Raw genomic sequence first — 19,865 nt, forward strand, 5'->3', positions numbered from 1 at the left:
AAAATTTACAAATTCAATAAAAATATAACACTTGTACCTTGACCAATGCTGTAAGATTAGTTAATTTTGAATTTCAATATAAAATTATGAAACAAGATACTTTTCAAGCACCAGATTACTACAATATAGACGATTTATTAACTGAAGAGCATAAACTTATTCGTGAAGCCGCTCGTGATTGGGTTAAGCGTGATGTAAGCCCAATTATTGAAGATGCGGCTCAAAAAGCTGAATTTCCTAAATCGATTATTAAAGGCTTATCAGACATAGGAGCTTTTGGTCCTTATATACCTGAAGAATATGGTGGCGCTGGTTTAGATCAAATTTCTTATGGTTTAATTATGCAAGAGATTGAACGTGGCGATAGCGGAGTACGCTCTACAGCATCAGTACAATCTTCACTTGTTATGTTTCCGATTTACGCATATGGTACTGAAGCGCAAAAGAAAAAGTATTTACCAAAATTAGCTTCAGGCGAATTTATGGGTTCATTTGGACTTACCGAACCAAATCATGGTTCAAATCCTGGTGGCATGACCACTAATTTTAAAGACAAAGGCGACCACTATTTACTTAACGGTGCCAAAATGTGGATTTCAAATGCACCTTTTTGCGATATTGCCGTTGTTTGGGCAAAGAATGAAGAAGGCCGAATTCACGGACTCATTGTTGAACGCGGCATGGAAGGTTTTACAACGCCAGAAACCCACAATAAGTGGTCTTTAAGAGCTTCAGCAACTGGTGAACTTATTTTTGATGATGTTAAAGTTCCTAAAGAAAATTTACTCACTGGCAAAAGCGGACTTGGTGCGCCATTATCTTGTTTAGACTCTGCTCGTTATGGTATTGCTTGGGGCGCTATTGGTGCAGCAATGGATTGCTACGATACAGCTTTAAGATACGCGAAAGAACGTATTCAATTTGATAAGCCAATCGCTAGCTATCAATTACAGCAAAAAAAATTAGCCGAAATGATTACCGAAATCACTAAAGCACAATTGATGGCATTAAGATTAGGACAACTTAAAAATGACGGAAAGGCTACAACAGCTCAAATTTCTATGGCTAAACGTAATAATGTTGAAATGGCTATTAACATTGCTCGTGAAGCAAGACAAATTTTAGGCGGCATGGGAATTACAGGCGATTACAGTATCATGCGCCATATGATGAATTTAGAAAGTGTCATAACTTACGAAGGCACACACGATATTCACCTACTTATAACAGGAATGGATATTACTGGAATTCCAGCTTTTAAATAAACCTATAATTTTTTCCTAATTATTTAACTCAAAAAAGCAGCTTTAGTTAGCTGCTTTTTATTTTTAACCAAAAATTTGCTATGTCAATTTCACGACTTAAAAACCATACAAAATCATATAGAGAAAATCTATTAAAACATGAATTATACAAGCATATTGAATCGCCACAAGATTTACAAATTTTCATGCAACATCATGTTTTTGCCGTCTGGGATTTCATGTCTTTATTGAAAGCCCTGCAACAACAACTTACATGCGTAAATACACCATGGAAACCCATTGGAAACCCAGAACATCGCTATTTGATTAATGAAATTGTATTAGCTGAAGAAACCGATCTAAACAAAGAAGGTAAGCGTCAAAGTCATTTTGAAATGTATTTAGACGCGATGGAGAAAGCTAAGGCCAATACTAATGAAGTTAGAAGTTTTATTGAATCACTTTCTACTTCAGCTTCGGTTAGTAAACAAATTGAAGACAGTAAACTTTCTACAAACGTCAAGCAATTTTTGAATTTTACATTTCAACTAATCAGCGAAGGAAAAGCGCATAAAATAGCGGCAGCCTTCACATTTGGTCGTGAAGAACTAATCCCTGACATGTTTACATCGATTATTGGAGAAATTCAACAAAAGTTTCCTGAAGAAGACTTAAGTTTATTCAAATACTATTTTGATCGCCATATTGAATTAGATGAAGATGAACACGGACCAATGGCATTAGAATTAATTTCTGAATTATGCGGCAACAACACCCAATATTGGGAAGAAGCCGAGCATTGCGCTATTGAGGCCTTGAAACTTCGTCATATCCTGTGGGATGGCATTCAAAAAGAAATTATGGTTAAAAAGGCAATTGCTTAACAGCTGAGTTAATTGTTTTTTAATGAAGATGACATTTTAGAAACTTTTTCTGCTAGTTCAAGTTTGTAGGCATTTAATTTCTCTTGTAAAACTTTATCATTACTCGCTGCTATTTGAGTCGCTAAAATTCCAGCATTTTTAGCAGCATTTAAGGCTACAGTAGCCACAGGTACACCATTAGGCATTTGCAAAATTGATAAAACTGAGTCCCAGCCATCAATCGAATTACTCGATTTTACTGGAACTCCAATTACTGGCAAAGGTGTTAATGATGCTAACATTCCAGGTAAATGTGCCGCACCACCAGCACCAGCAATAATAACTTTAAAATCATTTTGATGTGCACTTTTCCCAAAATCAAACATTTTTTCAGGCGTACGATGTGCAGAAACCACATCAACAACAACTTCTATTCCGAAGTGTTTTAAAATATCAATTGCATCTTGCATGACGGGAAGATCGCTTGTGCTTCCCATTACAACAGCTACTTTATGCGTTTTCATGAGCAATAACTTTTAATTGAGATTTAACTTGAGCAGCGATTTCTCGTGCTTTTGCTATAGATTGATTAATAATTGTAACATGACCCATTTTACGAAATGGTCGTGTAATTTTTTTTCCATAAATATGAGGCGTTACACCTTTAAGCGACATTATCTGTTCTATATTTTTATAGAGTACATTCCCTTCATAAGCTTCATCACCAACTAAATTTACCATTACCGCTGCTTGCTTTGTAGATGTATCTCCTAATGGTAAATCTAATACAGCACGCAAATGCTGTTCAAATTGATTGGTATAGCTTCCTTCTATAGAAAAATGTCCAGAGTTATGCGGTCTAGGCGCAACTTCATTGACCAAAACATCATCTGAATGTGTCAGAAATAATTCGACAGCTAACAAGCCGACATGCTTAATTTTAGATGAAACTTCTTCCGCTAAATTTCTCGCCTTTTGAGCTATTTCATCCGAAATTCGTGCAGGACATAATACATATTCAACTTGGTTAGCCTCTGGATGAAATTCCATTTCAACAACTGGATAAGACTTAACTTCGCCAGAAGCATTTCGTGCAACAATAACAGCTAATTCTGTTTTAAAATCAACAAGATTTTCAATTAAGCAAGCAACATCAGGCAACTGTTTTGCAGCGTCTAAATTTTTAATTATTTGAACACCTTTACCATCATAACCGCCAGTGGCAGCCTTCCAAACTTGGGGAAATAAATTTGGATGAGCGCTAAGATGATTAACCAATTCTATTTTTGAAGCTAAGTTGAAATGCCTTGATGTTGCAATTTGATTGGCTTTATAAAAATCTTTTTGTGTTTGCTTGTTTTGAATAACTGCTAAAGTTTCAGCTGAAGGATACACCTTTATACCTTTTTGAGCAAGATCTCGTAAAGCATCAATATTGACGGCTTCAATTTCAATAGTTAGCACATCTACATCTTCAGCAAACTTCATCACTGTAGCGTAATCTAGTAAGCTTCCACAAACAAACTCATTACACGCGATAGCACTTGGCGCTTCTGGGTTTGGATCTAAAACCTTAGTTTTAATATCATATTTACGGGTCTCATAAAGCAACATTTTTCCTAACTGACCACCACCTAAAATTCCAAGTGTAAAGTTTGAAGAGAAGTAATTATACATAGCCTTAAATATTACAGCGTAAAAATAGGTGTTCTTGATTAAATATAATCAGCATTTTATCGTTCTATTTTTGTAATATTGAAAAAAGCACCAATGCGAATTTTTAAAAATAAAGATTTTGCGCGATGGTTTATTATTTTTTCATCGCTAAGTATTGTCATCCTAGTTTCATGGAATGTGGCCTTGTTTTACGAACGAATTAAAAAAGATGAGCGTCAAAAAATGGCCATTTGGTCTGAAGCTCAAAAATCCTTTAACAATGCCTCTACTAAAGATGTAGATTTAGGCTTAGAGTTATATATATTAAGTACAGACCTTGAAATACCTATTATTAATACAGATGCACAAGGAACGATTTTTCGATATAACAATATTCCTCCTAAAGTTGAAGAAGATTCATTAAAGTTATATCAGTTTCTTGAAGAACTAAAAAGCACAAACAAGCCAATTAAAGTTGACTTAGGAAATGAAAACTATCAATACATTTATTATGGAAATTCTCAAATCCTTGAAAAAATCAAGTATTATCCTATCATTTTACTACTCATTTTCGCCCTTTTTACGGGCTTGATTTTTTTATTTTTTCGCACTTCAAAATACAGCGAAAAAAACAAACTGTGGGCTGGAATGGCAAAAGAAACAGCACATCAAATTGGTACACCTTTATCATCTTTGGTCGGTTGGATAGAAATTTTAAAAACAAATCCTTCAGTCGATCAAAGCTATATTGATGAAATGACAAAAGATGTTAATCGGTTACAGACCATCACAAATAGATTTTCAAAAATTGGTTCTGAAATTGTATTGGCAAAAACAGACTTAATTAAAGAAACTAAATCTGCTGTCGACTATTTACGAAATAAACACAGCAAGTTAATCGAGTTTGATGTTCAATTAGGTGAACAGTCTATCGACGTTAAGTTGAATACTGTTTTGTACAGTTGGACAATAGAAAATATCATAAAAAATGCTGTTGATGCTATGAAAGGCAAAGGCAAAATTAAAATTACCAGCGAAATTACTAAAAACTGGGTCTCAATATTGATTAGTGATCAAGGAAAAGGTATTCCTAAACACCGCCATAAACAAATTTTTGAAGCTGGTTACACCTCAAAAAAGCGTGGTTGGGGACTAGGCTTATCTTTATCTAAAAGAATTATTGAAGATTATCATAAAGGCAAAATACGTGTAAAACAAAGTGATATTAATCAGGGCGCTTGTTTTGAAATTAGATTACAAATTGTATAAACACTTGAAAATTTAAAATAGATGTCGCTAATTCACTTTGGCCTTGTCTGCAGTTACAGATTCCCAAAGTTTATCTTTTAATTCTTGTAGACCTTCTTGAGCTACAGATGAAATAAATAAATAAGGTGTGTTTTCAAATCCTGTTTGTAACTCCTTATTTAACTCGGTTTTGAGTTCATCATCTAACATATCTGACTTTGAGATTGCTATTAGACGAGACTTGTCTAATAATTCAGGGTTGTAGCGTTTGAGTTCGTCGAGTAAAATCTTATAAGATTTAACAACATCATCGGCATCTGCAGGAATTAAAAACAACAAAGTTGAATTACGTTCGATATGCCTTAAAAACCGATAACCTAAACCTTTGCCTTCTGCAGCACCTTCAATTATACCTGGAATGTCGGCCACCACAAATGATTTAAAATCACGGTATTTTACGATACCTAAATTAGGCTTTAAAGTTGTAAATTCATAATCGGCAATTTTAGGTTTAGCTGCTGTAATAACAGAAAGTAAAGTAGATTTTCCTGCATTAGGAAAACCTACTAAACCAACATCTGCCAATACTTTTAACTCTAAAGTAATTTGTTTTTCTTCACTATCAATTCCTGGCTGAGCATATCGTGGCGTTTGGTTAGTAGATGTCTTAAAATGTGCGTTACCTTTTCCTCCTTGCCCACCTTTTGCAGCTATGTACTCTTGTTGATCTTCGGTAATTTCTTTTAGAATCTCGTTAGTTTCAGTATCGCGAATAATTGTACCCAAAGGCACTTCAATAATCGCATCTTCACCATCATGACCAGTACTAGTTTGCTTTCCTCCGTCACCGCCATGAGACGCACGAACGTGCTGTTTAAATTTTAAATGAAATAGTGTCCAGTAATTTTTATTGCCTCTAACAATAACATGTCCACCTCGACCGCCATCACCACCATCTGGGCCACCTTTTGCTACAGCTTTTTCACGTCTTAAATGCGTAGAACCTTTACCACCTTTTCCAGATTTAATAAAGATTTTAATGTAGTCAACAAAATTACCTTCGGTCATTTTTTATAATGTCTTTACAATGTCAGCTAAACGTTTAGCAATTTCTTCGATACTGCCAACTCCATTTACAGTATGTAGCTTTTCTTTTGATTTGTAGTAATCTTTTAAAACAGAAGTTTCTTTATAATAAACGCTAACACGATTTTTAATAATATCTTCATTTGCATCATCAGCTCTACCTGAAGTTTTGCCACGTTCTAGAAGTCGATCTACAAGAACTTGGTCTGGAACTTCAAGTGCTAACATTCCATGAACTTCAGTATCTAAATCTGCCAACAATTTATCTAAAGCTTCAGCTTGAGCAACTGTTCGAGGAAAACCATCGAAGATAAAACCCTTACCATATTTATCTTCTTCAACTGCTGCCTTTAACATACCAATGGTCACTTCATCTGGCACAAGCTCACCTTTATCAATGTAAGTTTTTGCTTCGGTGCCAAGTTGTGTTTGGTTTTTAATATTTTTTCTAAATATGTCTCCTGTTGAAATGTGTTTCAACTTAAAATTTTCTTTTAAACGTTCGGCTTGTGTGCCTTTTCCTGCGCCTGGTGGGCCAAATAAAACAATATTAGTCATTGTTATGATTTTAGTTGATATATTTCTGGTAAATTTCGACCTAAACCGTCATAATCTAAGCCGTATCCTACAATAAATTTTGGTGGAATTTCAAGTCCAATATAATCGATTTTAAAGTCATATTCATAAGCTTTTGGCTTGTAAAATAAACTTGCAATTTTGTATGTATTAACCTTAGCTTCAGATAACAAATCGATAATTTTTGCAAGCGTATGACCGGTATCGACAATGTCTTCTACAATAATAACATCCCGATCTTCAAGCGAATTTAAGCCGATTAAGGTTTGTACATTTCCGGTTGAGTTAGTACCTTGATAAGATGCTAATTTAGTAAAGTTAATTTCGCAAGGTTGCTGATAATACTTCATTAAATCGCCTAAAAACATAAATGCACCATTTAAAACGCCTATAAAAATGGGAGTTTTTGTAGTGTAATCTTTTTCTATTGCGGCTGCTAAAGATTTAACAACGTTTTGAATTTTTTCAGCTGAAATATAAGGTTCAAATGTTAAGTCGTGAAGTTTCATACTTTATAAAAGCAACAAATATAAGCGATGCAATTTGAATACTGAATATCAGCCTCAAGTTATTTACTCATGTTTAAAATTTTGAAGTAGAAATTGAAGTTTCTATTGTATTTATTAGACCTTAATCGCTTTATTATTACATTTACATTTCATTTAATCTTACTGTTATGGGAGCCAAAAAACGTTTGTTTTTAATCGATGCTTATGCCTTAATTTTTAGAGGTTATTACGCTTTGATTAAAAATCCAAGAATTAACTCTAAAGGTCAAGATACCTCAGCAATTATGGGGTTTATGAATTCATTATTTGATGTTATTAAGCGTGAAAAGCCTGACCACCTTGCGGTTTGTTTTGATAAAGACGGTAGTACCGAACGAACTGAAATGTATAGTGAGTATAAAGCTAATCGTGATGAAACACCTCAAGTCATTCGTGAATCGATTCCTGTGATTAAGCAAATTATCAAAGCGATGCATATTCCTATTGAAGAAATTTCAGGAATGGAAGCTGATGATATTATCGGCACGCTAGCCAAACAAGCAGAGCAGCAAGATTATGAAGTTTACATGGTGACTCCTGATAAAGATTTTGCTCAACTTGTCTCAGAACATATTTTTATGTATCGCCCAGCGCGAATGGGTAATGGAATTGAAAAATGGGGTATTCCTGAAGTTCAAAAGCGCTTTGGGGTAGAACGTCCTGAGCAAGTGATCGACTATCTTGGTATGATGGGTGATTCGGCTGACAACATTCCTGGCTTACCTGGTGTTGGTGATAAAACAGCCAAGAAATTTATTGCCAAATATGGTAGTATGGAAGGTTTGTTTGAAAATATTGACGACCTTAAAGGTAAAACCAAGGAAAAAATTGAAGCCAATCAAGAGTTAGGGCTAATGTCTAAAAAATTAGCCACCATATTTACCGAATGTGAAGTTACTTTTGACGAAAAAAGTTATGAACTCTCACCGCCAGATGTCGAAAAAGTAGTTTCAATCTTCAAAGAATTGGAGTTTAGACGTTTAACCGAGCAATTTATGAAAATGTATAACCAATCGGCAGACGCACCAACTTCAACTGAAGAAGACACCCAAACAGCTGGAGCTGGTCAGTTTTCGCTTTTTGGCAATGACACTTCTTCTAAAGATGCTAACGCAGCTGACTTCCAAGGCTATAAATCGCTTGAAAACACACCACACTTTTACCAGCTCATCAATAGTAAAACAGCCTATAAATTATTTCTTAAAAAATTAATGCAGCAAAACTCTGTTTGCTTTGATACCGAAACCACTAGTTTAAAAACACTTGACGCAAAATTAGTAGGCATTGCCTTTTCGTGGGAAAAACAAAAAGGCTATTATTTAAGTATTCCCGAGAATGATGCTGAAGCTCAAGAAATTTTAGAGCATCTTAAACCTTTTTTTGAAGCTGAAACAATAGAAAAAATAGGACAAAATCTAAAATACGATATCAAAGTTTTAGCCAATTACAACATCTCGGTTAAAGGACCGCTATTTGACACAATGCTCGCACACTACATCATTAACCCAGATATGCGCCATAACATGGATGTCCTAGCCGAAACTTACTTAATGTATTCACCAAAACCCATTAAAGATTTAATAGGTAAAAAAGGTAAACACCAAAAAAGTTTTAGAGAAGTTGAGCTTGATGCTCAAACACAATATGCCGTTGAAGATGCAGATATTACCTTTCAACTCAAAAATTATTTTGAAAAAGAGCTAGATGATGCTCACAATAAACCACTTTACAGCGATATTGAAATTCCATTATTACGTGTTTTAGCGGCAATGGAAATTGAAGGAATTAAGCTTGATAAAACAGCGCTTGAAAACCTATCTACAGAACTGGATAGTGACCTAAAGCGCTTAGAATCTAACATATTTGAAGCCGCCGATGAAGAATTTAACATTGGCTCACCTAAGCAACTTGGAGATATTTTATTTGGAAAACTTCAAATTGCAGATAAGCCCAAAAAAACAAAATCAGGACAATATTCAACTGCCGAAGATGTTTTGTCTTATCATGCAAACGACCATCAAATTGTAAAAGATGTCTTAGAGTGGCGTCAGCTTTCAAAACTAAAAAGCACTTATGTAGATGCTTTACCAAAACAAATTCATTCAAAAACAAAACGTGTTCATACTGAATTTATGCAAACCGTTGCTGCAACAGGCAGGTTAAGCTCTAACAACCCAAACCTCCAAAACATTCCGATCAGGACAGAACGTGGACGAGAAGTTAGAAAAGCTTTTGTCCCAAGAGATGAAAATTACGTTTTGCTAGCGGCCGATTATTCACAAATTGAACTACGCATCATAGCGGCATTAAGTCAAGAAGAAACCATGTTAAATGCCTTCAAAAATGGTGAAGATATACACGCCTCAACAGCTGCTAAGGTATTTAACGTCCCAATTGAAGAGGTGACGCGACAACAACGCAGCAATGCTAAAACAGTAAATTTCGGTATTATTTATGGTGTTTCAGCTTTTGGATTAAGCAACCAAACAGAACTCAGCCGGAACGAATCTAAAGAACTTATTGAAACATACTACAAAACCTACCCTAAGTTACGTGATTACATTGATGACCAAGTTGATTTTGCACGTGAACATGGCTATGTAAAAACAGTTATGGGTCGCCGACGCTACTTAAAAGATATTAATGCGCGAAACCATGTTGTAAAAAATGCGGCTGAGAGAAACGCAGTCAACGCACCTGTACAAGGTAGCGCTGCTGACATCATTAAAGTCGCCATGATTAATATACATAAAGCACTAACAGAAGGCAATTATAAGTCTAAAATGTTGCTACAAGTCCATGACGAATTAGTATTTGATGCACATAAAGATGAGCTGGAGAAACTTAAACCTCTCATCAAAAACCATATGGAAAATGCTTTTAAGCTTGATGTTCCATTAGATGTTGAAATCGGAATTGGTCAAAACTGGTTAGAAGCACATTAACATGACTACAACTCTAAAAAATTGGTTTGTCATTTACACAAAACCAAATGCAGAAAAGAAAACAGCTCAACAGCTTGAAAAAATAGGCATTCAAGTATACTGTCCTACTATTAAAATTATAAAGCAATGGACTGATAGAAAAAAGAAAGTTGACACGCCTGTATTACCTTCTATGCTATTTGTTTACATTGAAAATCATTTACGTGACCGAGTTTTTGAAGTACCTAATGTTGTAAGGTATTTGTTTTGGGAAAAGCAACCTGCTGTAATTAGTGACAATGAGGTTGAAATTTTAAAGCAATCTATCAACTTCAAAAGTGGCTTTAAATCTCATGACATAAAGGATTTAAAGCCTGGTTATAAAGTTGATTTAACCGAGAAAGGCTTCAAAAACATTAAAGGAACCGTCAAGTACGTTAAAGACAATAAATGCTGGGTAATAATTGAGCCTTTAGGATACCTCTTAAAACTTCAAACTTAAAATTTACATTGAGTTTAAGAGTCGCGCAGCATCTTTTGCAAAATAAGTAGCAATTAATTTTGCTCCTGCACGTTTAATCGCTATTAGCTGTTCTAGCATAACCTCATCATGATTTAACCAACCTTTTTCTGCAGCAGCTTTTAACATAGCGTATTCTCCACTAACTTGGTAAACTGCAATCGGAACATCTACATGATTGGCAAGATCTCTTACAATATCTAAGTAACATAAACCTGGTTTTACCATAACAATATCTGCACCTTCATCGATATCAGCCAATGTTTCGGCCACTGCTTCTTGTCGGTTAGCCGGATTCATTTGATAAGTCTTTTTATCTTTAGGAACATTTTTAACATCAACTGGTGCTGAATCTAGCGCATCTCGAAATGGCCCATAAAATGCTGATGCATATTTCGCAGAATAACTCATGATTCCTGTATGATGAAAACCTGCATCTTCTAATTTCGAACGCATTGCTAAAATTCGGCCATCCATCATATCGCTTGGAGCTACAAAATCGGCTCCTGCTTGAGCATGGCTTAATGCCATTTCAGCGAGTTTTTCGACCGTCTTATCATTAACAATTTCACCGTCTTCAACAATCCCATCATGACCTAAACTTGAAAATGGATCAAGCGCCACGTCTGTCATTACAAGCATTTCAGGTCTTGTTTTTTTAATTAGCTTAATGGCTTTTTGCATTAAACCTTTAGGATTAGTTGCTGCTTTTCCTGTATTGTCTTTTTGGGATTCGCTAACCTTTACAAACAAGAGTACAGCTTTTAAACCGAGTTCCCATAAGGTATTAACTTCAGCGGGAATATGGTCTAAACTTTGCCTGAAGTAATTTGGCATAGATGGAATTTCTTCCCTAATATTATAACCTTCAACTATAAAAAGAGGTACAATAAAATCATTTATACTAAGCTGATTTTCTTGTACTAGTTGACGAATACTATCATTCTGACGTAATCTTCTGAAACGATTAAGTGGGTACATATGCTATTTATTTTTCCAGGAATCCCTGAGCGTAACTGTTCTATTAAAAACTAAATTAGATTCGCTTGAATCTTGATCAACACAAAAATAGCCGATACGTTGAAATTGAAATTTGTCTAGTGCTTTAGCTGATTTTAAACTCGGTTCAACTTGTGCTGTAATAACTTCGAGACTTTTTGGATTTACAAAGTCAAGAAAATCTTTTTCTTTGTGAGCTGTTGGGTCTTCTACAGTAAACAAACGGTCGTAAAGCCTTACTTCAGCAGGGATAGCATGCGAAACAGAAACCCAATGTAAAGTTCCTTTCACTTTACGTTTTGAAGCTTCGGTACCACTACCACTTCTGCTATCTTCGTCATAAGTGCAATGAACTTCTATAATGTTACCGTTATCATCTTTAATCGCTTTCTCAGCTTTAATGATATAAGCATTTTTTAGTCGAACTTCCTTACCTAATTTTAATCTAAAAAACTTTCTATTGGCTTCTTCTCTAAAATCTTCTTTTTCAATATAAATTTCACGAGAAAAAGGTACTTGACGACTACCCGATTCCGGGTCTTCTGGATTATTTTCAGCAGTAAGTTGCTCTGTTTTATCTTCAGGATAATTGGTAATAATCAGTTTTAGAGGATTTAAAACTGCCATTACACGTGATGTCTTTTTATTAAGGTCTTCCCTAGCTGAAAATTCAAGACGAGAAACATCAATCATATTTTCACGTTTACCAATACCAATATCGTTGGCAAAATTACGAATTGATGCAGCCGTAAAACCACGACGTCTAAGACCTGAAATAGTTGGCATTCGCGGATCATCCCAAGAATTTACTATGTTTTCTTCTACTAATCGAAGTAATTTTCGTTTACTAACTACGGTATGGCTTAGATTACGTCTAGCAAATTCACGCTGTTTTGGGAGTAATTCTCCTTCGTGACTAACTTTTTCAACAAACCAATTGTATAACTCACGATGTGGTTGAAATTCGAGCGTACAAAATGAATGCGACACTTGTTCTATAAAATCAGATTCGCCATGTGCCCAATCGTACATTGGGTAAATGTGCCAATCGTTTCCTGTACGATGATGTGATTCGTGTAAACAACGGTACATGACAGGATCCCGCATTAACATATTTGGCGAAGACATATCTATTTTAGCTCTTAAAACGTGGGCTCTTGGTGGTGTTTCACCATTTTTCATGGCTTCAAACAGCTCTAAATTTTCAGATATAGGTCGCTCACGATAAGGACTTGCTTGTCCAGGTTCAGTTGGTGTTCCTTTTTGAGCTGCAATAGCTTCAGAAGATTGGCTATCGACATATGCACTACCTTGTTTAATTAATTCTACAGCCCAATCATAAAGCTGTTGAAAATAATCTGAAGCATAGCATTCTTTAGCCCATTTAAAACCAAGCCATTCGACGTCTTTTTTAATAGCATTAACGTAAGCTTTTTCTTCTTTAATTGGGTTAGTGTCGTCGAACCTTAAATTGACAGGTGCATTATATTTTAATCCTAAACCAAAATTTAAACAAATAGATGATGCATGACCAATATGTAAAAAACCATTTGGTTCTGGTGGAAAACGAAATTTGAGTTGCTCTTTATTATAGCCGTTACTCAAATCGTCTTCTATAATTTGCTCAATAAAATTTAATGACTTTTTTTCTTCAGACATAGTAATTAATTAAGTCTACAAATTTACTGAATTTTTATGTAGTGAATTGATGAGTTACAAACATATTTACCGCCTTAAATAAGTTTATATTTGCATTAAAAAATCTATGGATGCTATAATTTTAGAAAATATTAGAATATATACTAACCACGGTTGCTTGACTGAAGAGTCTAAGATTGGCAGCAACTATCGTGTAGATTTAAAGGTTGAAGCAGACCTATCAACTTCAGCTGAAAGTGATCAATTGGAAGATACGGTAGATTATGTTCATCTAAACGCCATTATAAAACAAGAAATGGCAATACGCTCTAAACTTCTTGAGCATGTTGGTAAACGTATTTTAGATCGAATTTTTAACGAACTTGACATGGTTAATTTTGCTGAAGTGAAAGTTTGCAAGCTTAACCCACCAATTGGTGGTGATGTTGAAGGTGTAACAATTTTAATGACAAAACACAGATAATTTGCTTTAGTTTTAAAGAGTTTTATTAAATTTGCAATCCTATTAATAATGGTGTCGTGGCCGAGTGGCTAGGCAGTGGTCTGCAAAACCATCTACAGCGGTTCGAATCCGCTCGACACCTCAAAAAAAACCTCTAATATTTAGCCTATTAGAGGTTTTTTGTTTTAAGCTTAAAATGTTATAATCACTATTTAGTAGTTAGGCTTTAATGTGTTAAGCTTAACTTCAGCCTAAAGCTATAGTTTAGCCTTGTTATATTCATAATTCATCCTCGCGATGTTAAGTACAGAAATTTCTTGAGGACATTCAACCTCACAGGCTTCGGTATTAGTACAATGACCAAAATCTAGATCTTCCATACGATCTACCATTTTAAGGGTTCGCTGTTCGCTTTCTTTTTGTCCTTGAGGAAGTTTTGCTAGATGAGAAATTTTGGCTGAAGTAAATAATGCAGCGCTTGCATTTTTACAGGTTGCCACACAAGCTCCACAACCTATACAAGCTGCAGAGTCGAAGGCTGACTCAGCTTCATCATGAGTAACCATAATACTATTGGCTTCGGGTGCTTGACCTGTATTTACAGAGACATAGCCGCCAGCTGCTATTATCGCATCAAAAGCTGAACGGTCTACTTTTAAATCACGAATTATAGGAAATGCCTTGGCTTTAAAGGGTTCAATATAAATGGTATCGCCGTTTTTAAAAGATCGCATATGTAATTGGCAAGTAGTTGTATTCTTTAAAGGTCCATGGGCGATCCCATTAATCATCACACCGCATTGTCCGCAAATACCTTCTCTACAATCATGGTCAAACTCGATGGGACGTTCTCCTTTTTTTGCTAGTTTCAAATTCAACATGTCAAGCATTTCTAAAAATGACATTTCAGGATCAACCTCATTTAAGCTGTATTCCACAAGCATTCCTTTACTATCTTTATGTTGTTGTCGCCAGACTTTTAAATATATTTTCATCATTTTTTTATTTATAGCTTCTTTGTGTTGGCTTTACAAATTCAAAAATCAATTCCTCTTTATTTAATATGGGTTTAGATGGATTTCCTGTCCACTCCCACGCAGAAGTATAAGCATAATTGTCATCGTTGCGAAGTGCCTCACCATCTTTAGTCTGGTATTCTTCTCTAAAATGAGCACCACAAGACTCTTCCCGACTCAATGCATCTTGACACATTAACTCTGCTAATTCCATATAGTCATAAACTCGACCGGCTTTTTCAAGTTCGCTATTGATGTCATCAACATCACCTGGCACTAATAAGTTTTTCTTAAATTCGCCTCTGAGCTCCTGAATAGTCTCAATAGCTTGTTTTAAACCGACTTCTGAACGAGAAAGACCACATTTATCATAAAGTATTTTTCCTAATTCTTTATGAAATTCTTCGGCTGTTTTATCGCCTTTACAATTAACAAATTGCTCTAATTGTAGTCTAGCATTCAATTCAGCTTTCTCAAAAGCGGGATGATTAACATTAGTTTTAGGCGTATTAATCTCATCTGCTAAATAATTTTGAATCGTATAAGGCGCAATGTAATAACCATCAACACAAGCTTGTAATAAAGAGTTTGCCCCAAGACGATTTGCTCCATGATCTGAGAAATTAGATTCTCCAATTGCAAATAAACCCGGTATACTAGTCATTAAATCATAATCCACCCAAAGTCCACCCATAGAAAAGTGGGCTGAAGGCGAAATTTTCATGGGTTCTTGATAAGCATTAATCCCTGTAATTTTTTGATACATTTTGAATAAGTTTCCATAACGCTGTTCTATTACATTTTTACCATATTCAGCTATTGCATGAGCAAAATCAAGATATACAGCATTTTGTAGTGGTCCTACTCCTTTTCCAGCATCTATTTGTTCTTTTGCCGATCTTGAAGCAATATCTCTTGGTGCTAAATTTCCAAACGAAGGATATTTGCGTTCTAAATAATAATCTCTTTCATTTTCGGGAATTTGGTTTGGTGAGCGTTGATCATTTTTTGTTTTAGGCACCCAAATTCGACCATCATTACGAAGTGATTCTGACATCAAAGTGAGTTTAGATTGATAAGGACCACTCTGTGGTAAACTTGTAGGGTGAATTTGTGTCCAACTAGGGTTAGCCATATAAGCTCCTTTTTTATGAGCCCGCCAAATAGCTGAAGCATTACAACCCATAGCTAAAGTTGACAAATAATAAATTTTGCCAAAACCACCTGTTGCAAGCACGACTAAATGTGCTCCGTGGCGTTCTATCTTTCCTGTATCAAGATGTCTTGTGATTATACCTTTAGCTTTGCCATCAATTAAAACTAAGTCTAACATTTCATGGCGACTGTATAATTTAATTTTCCCTATTTCAGTTTGTCGCATTAAAGCTTGATAAGCGCCTAAAAGTAACTGTTGTCCTGTTTGACCACGAGCATAAAAAGTTCTTGAAACTTGCACGCCACCAAAAGATCTATTTTTTAAATACCCACTATATTCACGCCCAAAAGGAACGCCTTGTGCAACAGCTTGATCAATCAAACTTGCCGAACACTCTGCCAAACGATAAGTATTTGCTTCTCGTGACCTAAAATCACCACCTTTTAAAGTATCTATAAACATTCGATGAATGCTATCTCCGTCGTTTTGGTAATTCTTCATCGCATTGACGCCACCTTGAGCAGCAACAGAATGTGCACGTCTTGGTGAATCTTGAAAGCAAAAGCTTTTTACATTATAACCCATTTCAGCTAAGGAAGCGGCAGCAGATGCTCCTGCCAAGCCAGTTCCTACAACTATCACCTCTAATTTTTTACGATTGTTAGGGCTTACTAATTTAGCTTGAGCTTTATAATTTTCCCACTTCTGATTTAATTCTCCTGCTGGTATATTTGCCTTAATTGTTTTTGCCATAATCAATTATTTATAAAAAGATAAATAGGGATAATGAGGTAACCTAAACTTAATAATATTGCAAATACTAAACTTATAACTTTAACAATTTTAGTGTAAAATGGATTATATAAGCCTAAAGTTCTTGTAGCACTAAAAACACCATGAATTAAATGAAAGCCAAGAGCTAAAATAGCGACTGCGTATAAAACAACATACCACCAGTCTTTAAAAGCTATAATTACTAAACTATACAAATCTTTTTGACCATCAGCATCTAGCCCGATTTCTCCAAATTTATAAGGGTACCAAAAATCTTTAAAATGAATTACCAAAAAAGCAAATATAATTACACCTAAAAACATCATATGTCTGGCATACCAGCGACTAGCTCGATTTCTTCTATCTTTAATATAACGACCAGAAACAATACGAGCTTTTATGGTAAGATATAAAGCATCTAAAGCGTGTAGTAAAATACTCGCATATAAACCATAAGATATAATTTTAATGAACCAACTTCCAGATAGCAATTCACTATACCAATTATATTGAAGCTGCGCATCTTCTTCTGGCAGAAGCAATTGAAGGTTACCTACTAAGTGAATAATTAAGAAGAAACTTAAAAAAAGACCCGTTAAAGCCATTAAGTTTTTACGACTTAAAGCGTTTTTGAAATACTGCAATTTGTTATTTTTAAGTAAATTACTAGAACACGATAATACTAAAACCGAGAATAGACTTTAATGATTTTTGTCATTTAATGCAGAAATTGGTGCTAAAGGTGATTTTTCAAACTGTGTCTCTATCTTTTTTACATCATCGGGAAATAAGCCTCGAATAACTAAAATTATTCCAAAAATTAGCAATACTAAGCTAATTAATTTTTTAACGATAACAACGCGTTTTGGTGTAAGTGAATTTTTTAAACGTTTGGCAAGTAAAATTTTTAAAATATCTATAGCTAAATAGGTAATTAAAATTGCACTAAAAAAAGTAAGCATACGTGAAGGCTCCATATTGAGTGTTGGGCCAAAAATGATAAGCAAACCTAACCAAAACCCTAAAACACCTATGTTTATAAAGTTAAGTAAAAAGCCTTTAATAAAAATGCTTATGTAATCTTTACGTTTTAGCTTCTGAGCTTCAAAATCAGCAGTAGTATAAGTTGCTTTTTTAACTTTCAAGTAACTTATTACAGCATAAACAACCAAAACAGAACCGCCAAAAATAAATAGTGCAGGATCGTCTTTTATGCTTTTTAAAAGTTGAGATGTACTAAAATAAGCAATACAAAGAAAAAATACATCTGCTAAAATAACGCCTAAATCAAAGGTAAATGCTGCTCTAAAACCACGTAAAGCAGCCGTTTCTAAAAGCACAAAAAAAACAGGACCAACCATAAAGGCTAAAAAAACACCTAATGGTATTGCAGAAATTATATCTTCAAGCATCAACTTAGATTGTTAGCTCAAAGTTAATAAATCTAGATTTAACAAGGCTACTGAGGCCTTATATCTTTAATGTTTAACTGAATGGACACTTGATTATTCCATTCATTTTCTTCAACTGTAAAAACAGCTTCAACTTGTTTAGCTGCTTTCAAATTGGATAAATGAACTCCTAAATTGAAGCCTATAGCATCTATAGCTATTTCATCTTGAATAAGTTTACATTTTAAGTGTTTGTTTTCAGCACCAACAGTTTTAGCATATTGGTCGATCTTTAAATTTCTTGCATAAAATGTTGGCTTCATGTTACCTGGACCAAATGGTGCAAATTGTTTTAAGATACGAATAAGTTTGAAATTAATTGCTTTAAGTTTAATTTCTTGCTCAAAGTTAATCTGAGGTGTTAATAAGGTTTTATCTATTGTTGACTTAACGACGTCTTCGAATTTCTGCTTAAACTTTTGATAATTTTCTTGCTTTAAAGTCAAACCAGCGGCATATTTGTGTCCACCAAATTGTTCAATAAATTCGTTACATTGCTCTAGAGCGTTATAAACATCAAAACCAGAAACGCTCCTAGCTGAAGCCGCTAATTTATTGCCACTTTTTGTGAAAACTAGGGTTGGACGATAATAAGTCTCTGTAAGCCTGGATGCCACAATACCAATAACTCCTTTATGCCAGTTGTCTTGATAAACAACACTGGTAAAATTATTTGCTTCTTTATGGGCTTCAATTTGGGCTAATGCTTCAATGGTTGTTTGTCGGTCTTCAGTTTGTCGATTTGTATTATATTCTTCAATTTTAAAAGCTTGTTGCTTGGCTTTTTCTTCGTTTTTTTCACTTAATAATTCAACAGCATGCAAGCCATGCTTCATTCGGCCGGCAGCATTTATTCTGGGACCAACACCAAATACTAAATCTGTAATTGAAAATACTTTTTTATTATTTTGACCTAACAGTGCTTTAATACCTAATCGTTTACGAGCATTAACTAACTTTAGACCGTAGAAACATAAAATACGGTTTTCTCCTGTAATTGGAACAATGTCTGAACCTATGGCAATTGCAACTAAGTCAAGGTATTTAAATATTTTTCTCTCACTTAATTGGCGTTGCTTTTGTAAGGCTTGAATTAATTTAAAGCCTACTCCACAACCACATAACTCTTTGTAAGGGTATTGACAATCGTTACGTTTAGGGTCAAGAACGGCTACCGCATTTGGGATGTTTTGTCCTGGTCTGTGATGATCACAAATAATAAAATCGATGCCTTTATCTTTAGCATATTTTACTTTATCTACTGCTTTAATGCCACAATCTAAAGCAATAATTAAAGTGATAGAGTTGTCACTCGCATAATCGATACCTTGATAAGAAACGCCATAACCTTCTTTATAACGATCAGGTATGTAAGCTGTAACATTAGGGTAAGTCTCTGTTAGATATTCATACATTAAAGTTACTGAAGTAGTGCCGTCTACGTCATAATCACCATATACAAGAATATTTTCGTTTTTTGATATGGCAAGTTCAATACGCTCTACTGCGTTTAACATGTCTTGCATTAAAAATGGATCGTGAAGTTGAGTTAAATCTGGACGAAAAAAGGATTTAGCTTGATTAAAGGTTGAAATACCTCTATTTATAAGCAATTGAGCAATTTCTGTCTGAACACCCAATTCTTGAGCTAATTTTTGGCACATTTTTGGGTTTTCAGTTTGTTGTAGTGTCCATCTTTTCAT

Annotated in this window: 18 protein-coding genes and 1 tRNA gene; 7 read left to right on the plus strand and 12 right to left on the minus strand. The window is 34.7% G+C overall.

What is annotated here, in order from left to right; translation table 11 throughout:
* Positions 1 to 86: 86 nt before the first annotated feature.
* Complete coding sequence (locus IMZ30_RS03790; protein WP_207039208.1) at positions 87 to 1,265, plus strand: acyl-CoA dehydrogenase family protein; 1,179 nt, start codon at positions 87 to 89, stop codon at positions 1,263 to 1,265.
* Positions 1,266 to 1,345: 80 nt separating this feature from the next.
* Positions 1,346 to 2,128, plus strand: coding sequence for a DUF3050 domain-containing protein (locus IMZ30_RS03795; RefSeq protein ID WP_207039209.1), 783 nt, complete (start codon positions 1,346 to 1,348; stop codon positions 2,126 to 2,128).
* Positions 2,129 to 2,136: 8 nt separating this feature from the next.
* Here IMZ30_RS03795 and purE read toward each other — a convergent pair whose 3' ends face one another.
* A complete protein-coding gene (gene purE / locus IMZ30_RS03800; RefSeq protein ID WP_207039210.1) occupies positions 2,137 to 2,631 on the minus strand; it encodes a 5-(carboxyamino)imidazole ribonucleotide mutase in 495 nt (164 codons plus the stop codon).
* Positions 2,618 to 3,784 carry a 5-(carboxyamino)imidazole ribonucleotide synthase gene (locus IMZ30_RS03805; protein ID WP_207039211.1) on the minus strand — a complete coding sequence of 389 codons (1,167 nt, stop codon included), beginning with the start codon at positions 3,782 to 3,784 and terminating at the stop codon, positions 2,618 to 2,620. Before IMZ30_RS03805 ends, purE begins: the two co-directional genes overlap by 14 nt.
* Positions 3,785 to 3,877: 93 nt before the next feature.
* Between IMZ30_RS03805 and IMZ30_RS03810 the strand changes: the two genes are divergently transcribed.
* On the plus strand, positions 3,878 to 5,032 hold the full coding sequence (locus IMZ30_RS03810) for a sensor histidine kinase (RefSeq protein ID WP_207039212.1): 1,155 nt from the start codon (positions 3,878 to 3,880) through the stop codon (positions 5,030 to 5,032).
* A gap of 27 nt (positions 5,033 to 5,059) precedes the next feature.
* On the opposite strand, the gene obgE is transcribed toward IMZ30_RS03810, so the two are convergent.
* The 3 genes from obgE to hpt are packed head-to-tail and all read right to left on the minus strand — an operon-like array spanning position 5,060 to position 7,182.
* Positions 5,060 to 6,079: a GTPase ObgE gene (gene obgE / locus IMZ30_RS03815; protein ID WP_207039213.1), complete on the minus strand. Its 1,020-nt coding sequence runs from the start codon at positions 6,077 to 6,079 to the stop codon at positions 5,060 to 5,062.
* Between the two features lie 3 nt (positions 6,080 to 6,082).
* Positions 6,083 to 6,655: an adenylate kinase gene (locus IMZ30_RS03820; RefSeq protein WP_207039214.1), complete on the minus strand. Its 573-nt coding sequence runs from the start codon at positions 6,653 to 6,655 to the stop codon at positions 6,083 to 6,085.
* A gap of 2 nt (positions 6,656 to 6,657) precedes the next feature.
* Positions 6,658 to 7,182 (minus strand): hypoxanthine phosphoribosyltransferase, encoded by a 525-nt coding sequence (gene hpt, locus IMZ30_RS03825; RefSeq protein WP_207039215.1) that lies wholly within the window; start codon positions 7,180 to 7,182, stop codon positions 6,658 to 6,660.
* A gap of 167 nt (positions 7,183 to 7,349) precedes the next feature.
* Between hpt and polA the strand changes: the two genes are divergently transcribed.
* Positions 7,350 to 10,166 (plus strand): DNA polymerase I, encoded by a 2,817-nt coding sequence (polA, locus tag IMZ30_RS03830; protein ID WP_207039216.1) that lies wholly within the window; start codon positions 7,350 to 7,352, stop codon positions 10,164 to 10,166.
* A 1-nt stretch (position 10,167) separates the two neighbouring features.
* Positions 10,168 to 10,647, plus strand: a complete 480-nt coding sequence (locus tag IMZ30_RS03835) for a UpxY family transcription antiterminator (protein ID WP_207039217.1) — start codon at positions 10,168 to 10,170, stop codon at positions 10,645 to 10,647.
* Positions 10,648 to 10,650: 3 nt separating this feature from the next.
* On the opposite strand, the gene hemB is transcribed toward IMZ30_RS03835, so the two are convergent.
* Both hemB and IMZ30_RS03845 read right to left on the minus strand, forming a co-directional pair.
* Positions 10,651 to 11,646 carry a porphobilinogen synthase gene (hemB, locus tag IMZ30_RS03840; RefSeq protein WP_207039218.1) on the minus strand — a complete coding sequence of 332 codons (996 nt, stop codon included), beginning with the start codon at positions 11,644 to 11,646 and terminating at the stop codon, positions 10,651 to 10,653.
* Positions 11,647 to 11,649: 3 nt separating this feature from the next.
* Positions 11,650 to 13,323, minus strand: a complete 1,674-nt coding sequence (locus IMZ30_RS03845) for a glutamine--tRNA ligase/YqeY domain fusion protein (protein ID WP_207039219.1) — start codon at positions 13,321 to 13,323, stop codon at positions 11,650 to 11,652.
* A 106-nt stretch (positions 13,324 to 13,429) separates the two neighbouring features.
* On the opposite strand from IMZ30_RS03845, the gene folB reads away from it, so the two are divergent.
* Positions 13,430 to 13,786 carry a dihydroneopterin aldolase gene (folB, locus tag IMZ30_RS03850; RefSeq protein ID WP_207039220.1) on the plus strand — a complete coding sequence of 119 codons (357 nt, stop codon included), beginning with the start codon at positions 13,430 to 13,432 and terminating at the stop codon, positions 13,784 to 13,786.
* Positions 13,787 to 13,836: 50 nt separating this feature from the next.
* Positions 13,837 to 13,907, plus strand: a tRNA-Cys gene (locus IMZ30_RS03855).
* A gap of 115 nt (positions 13,908 to 14,022) precedes the next feature.
* Here the strand turns inward: IMZ30_RS03855 and IMZ30_RS03860 are convergent.
* The 5 genes from IMZ30_RS03860 to recJ are packed head-to-tail and all read right to left on the minus strand — an operon-like array spanning position 14,023 to position 19,865.
* Complete coding sequence (locus IMZ30_RS03860; protein WP_207039221.1) at positions 14,023 to 14,760, minus strand: succinate dehydrogenase/fumarate reductase iron-sulfur subunit; 738 nt, start codon at positions 14,758 to 14,760, stop codon at positions 14,023 to 14,025.
* A gap of 7 nt (positions 14,761 to 14,767) precedes the next feature.
* Positions 14,768 to 16,690: a fumarate reductase/succinate dehydrogenase flavoprotein subunit gene (locus tag IMZ30_RS03865; protein ID WP_207039222.1), complete on the minus strand. Its 1,923-nt coding sequence runs from the start codon at positions 16,688 to 16,690 to the stop codon at positions 14,768 to 14,770.
* A 2-nt stretch (positions 16,691 to 16,692) separates the two neighbouring features.
* Positions 16,693 to 17,355, minus strand: coding sequence for a succinate dehydrogenase cytochrome b subunit (locus IMZ30_RS03870; RefSeq protein ID WP_262896750.1), 663 nt, complete (start codon positions 17,353 to 17,355; stop codon positions 16,693 to 16,695).
* 57 nt (positions 17,356 to 17,412) lie between these two features.
* Positions 17,413 to 18,123 (minus strand): LysE family translocator, encoded by a 711-nt coding sequence (locus IMZ30_RS03875; protein WP_207039223.1) that lies wholly within the window; start codon positions 18,121 to 18,123, stop codon positions 17,413 to 17,415.
* 47 nt (positions 18,124 to 18,170) lie between these two features.
* Positions 18,171 to 19,865: a single-stranded-DNA-specific exonuclease RecJ gene (gene recJ / locus IMZ30_RS03880; RefSeq protein ID WP_207039224.1), complete on the minus strand. Its 1,695-nt coding sequence runs from the start codon at positions 19,863 to 19,865 to the stop codon at positions 18,171 to 18,173.

The sequence above is a fragment of the Psychroflexus sp. ALD_RP9 genome, assembly GCF_017311165.1.
In the GTDB taxonomy this organism is placed as follows: domain Bacteria; phylum Bacteroidota; class Bacteroidia; order Flavobacteriales; family Flavobacteriaceae; genus Psychroflexus.

Coding starts and splice junctions, on each gene's coding strand:
- IMZ30_RS03790 (WP_207039208.1), top strand. CDS start 87: ATGAAACAAGATACTTTTCAAGCACCAGATTACTACAATATAGACGAT.
- IMZ30_RS03795 (WP_207039209.1), top strand. CDS start 1,346: ATGTCAATTTCACGACTTAAAAACCATACAAAATCATATAGAGAAAAT.
- purE (WP_207039210.1), bottom strand. CDS start 2,631: ATGAAAACGCATAAAGTAGCTGTTGTAATGGGAAGCACAAGCGATCTT.
- IMZ30_RS03805 (WP_207039211.1), bottom strand. CDS start 3,784: ATGTATAATTACTTCTCTTCAAACTTTACACTTGGAATTTTAGGTGGT.
- IMZ30_RS03810 (WP_207039212.1), top strand. CDS start 3,878: ATGCGAATTTTTAAAAATAAAGATTTTGCGCGATGGTTTATTATTTTT.
- obgE (WP_207039213.1), bottom strand. CDS start 6,079: ATGACCGAAGGTAATTTTGTTGACTACATTAAAATCTTTATTAAATCT.
- IMZ30_RS03820 (WP_207039214.1), bottom strand. CDS start 6,655: ATGACTAATATTGTTTTATTTGGCCCACCAGGCGCAGGAAAAGGCACA.
- hpt (WP_207039215.1), bottom strand. CDS start 7,182: ATGAAACTTCACGACTTAACATTTGAACCTTATATTTCAGCTGAAAAA.
- polA (WP_207039216.1), top strand. CDS start 7,350: ATGGGAGCCAAAAAACGTTTGTTTTTAATCGATGCTTATGCCTTAATT.
- IMZ30_RS03835 (WP_207039217.1), top strand. CDS start 10,168: ATGACTACAACTCTAAAAAATTGGTTTGTCATTTACACAAAACCAAAT.
- hemB (WP_207039218.1), bottom strand. CDS start 11,646: ATGTACCCACTTAATCGTTTCAGAAGATTACGTCAGAATGATAGTATT.
- IMZ30_RS03845 (WP_207039219.1), bottom strand. CDS start 13,323: ATGTCTGAAGAAAAAAAGTCATTAAATTTTATTGAGCAAATTATAGAA.
- folB (WP_207039220.1), top strand. CDS start 13,430: ATGGATGCTATAATTTTAGAAAATATTAGAATATATACTAACCACGGT.
- IMZ30_RS03860 (WP_207039221.1), bottom strand. CDS start 14,760: ATGAAAATATATTTAAAAGTCTGGCGACAACAACATAAAGATAGTAAA.
- IMZ30_RS03865 (WP_207039222.1), bottom strand. CDS start 16,690: ATGGCAAAAACAATTAAGGCAAATATACCAGCAGGAGAATTAAATCAG.
- IMZ30_RS03875 (WP_207039223.1), bottom strand. CDS start 18,123: ATGCTTGAAGATATAATTTCTGCAATACCATTAGGTGTTTTTTTAGCC.
- recJ (WP_207039224.1), bottom strand. CDS start 19,865: ATGAAAAGATGGACACTACAACAAACTGAAAACCCAAAAATGTGCCAA.